Origin of the sequence: Streptomyces sp. NPDC046759 (genome assembly GCF_040645475.1) — a bacterium.
GTDB lineage: Bacteria > Actinomycetota > Actinomycetes > Streptomycetales > Streptomycetaceae > Streptomyces.
Genome location: NZ_JBEYYJ010000084.1, coordinates 1 through 1,465, shown reverse-complemented (window position 1 = coordinate 1,465; position 1,465 = coordinate 1). Strand labels below are relative to the sequence as shown.

Here is a 1,465-nt window from a genome sequence, read left to right as displayed (position 1 = left end):
CGATGGAGCCGGGTGATGCGCTGAGGGTGTTGGAGTCGGTGCTGGGCCGGGGCGAGGAGCAGGTTGTCGTCGCGGACATCGACTGGGACCGCTTCACACCGTCGTTCACCACCGTGCGTGACTCGCCGCTCATCGTGGAGATCCCGGAGGCCCGTCGCGCGCTGGAGACGGTCGCCGCCGACGGTGCCGGCAGGGACGGCGATCCCGCCGAGTCGCTGCGCGCCGAGCTCGGCGGACTCTCCCCGGTCGAACGGATCCGCGCGCTGCTGGACCTCGTGCGTACCCATGTGGCCAGGGTGCTGGCGTACCCGGACGCGGAGGCCGTGGCCGCCGACCGGGCGTTCAAGGAACTGGGCTTCGACTCGCTCACCGCCGTCGAGCTCCGGAACAGGCTGAAGGCCGCCACCGGCCTGACCCTGCCGGCGACGCTCGTGTTCGACTACCCGACCTCCACCGCCCTTGCCGGGTATCTCCGCTCGCTCCTCTTCCCGGACGGGGACGAGGAAGCGGAGACCCGGACGGAGGACGAGAGGATCCGCAAGGCCCTGGCATCCATTCCCTTGGCGCGTATCAGGGACGCGGGTCTCATGGACATTCTGTTGCGATTGGCGGATGTCGACGACGCCGTTGCATTCACCATGGATGAAGGCGATTTCGAGCCCGCCGACGGGGATTCGATCGACTCCATGGACGCAGAGAGCCTGCTCCGCATCGCATTCGAAGGCAGTGATTCCTGACTGATGCGAATCGGCCGAGTCTCCCTGAATTCTTCGAACCTGCGGAGTTTGTAATGAGCAGTACCTCTCCTGAGAAGATCCTCGAAGCCCTGCGCACCTCGCTCAAGGAAACCGAGCGCCTCCGCAAGGAGAATCGCCGGATGGCGGCGGCGTCACGTGAGCCCATCGCCATCGTCGGCATGGGCTGCCGTTTTCCGGGCGGGGTCGGTTCTCCAGAGGATCTGTGGTCTCTGGTTGCCTCGGGGACCGACGCGGTTTCCGAGTTTCCCACCGACCGTGGCTGGGCCGAGGACCTGTACGACCCGGATCACACGCGGCACGGCCGTAGTTACGTCCGCGAAGGCGCCTTCCTCGACGACGCAACCGAGTTCGACGCCGGCTTCTTCGGGATCTCCCCACGCGAGGCCCTGGCCATGGACCCACAGCACCGCCTGCTGCTGGAGACGGCCTGGGAGACCCTGGAAGACGCGGGCATCGACCCTCTGTCGCTCAAGGGCAGCCGCACCGGTGTCTTCGCCGGCACAAACGGCAACGACTACGGCGCCCTGCTGCGGGAGATGCCCGAGGCCGTCGAGGGCTACCTGGGCATGGGCAAGTCCGGCGCCGTGCTCTCGGGCAGAGTGTCGTACTTCCTCGGCCTGGAGGGCCCGGCGGTGACGGTCGACACGGCGTGCTCGTCCTCGCTGGTGACCCTGCACCTGGCGGTCCAGGCGCTGCGCAACGACGAG

At 67.6% G+C, this 1,465-nt stretch carries 2 protein-coding genes; both read left to right on the top strand.

The window, feature by feature from the left end; genetic code table 11:
- The coding region (locus ABZ919_RS41475) for a beta-ketoacyl reductase (RefSeq protein ID WP_361259508.1) at positions 1–737 on the top strand (737 nt) is incomplete at its 5' end.
- A gap of 53 nt (positions 738–790) precedes the next feature.
- Positions 791–1,465 (top strand): beta-ketoacyl synthase N-terminal-like domain-containing protein (locus tag ABZ919_RS41470; protein ID WP_361259505.1); only part of this gene is annotated, 675 nt, incomplete at its 3' end.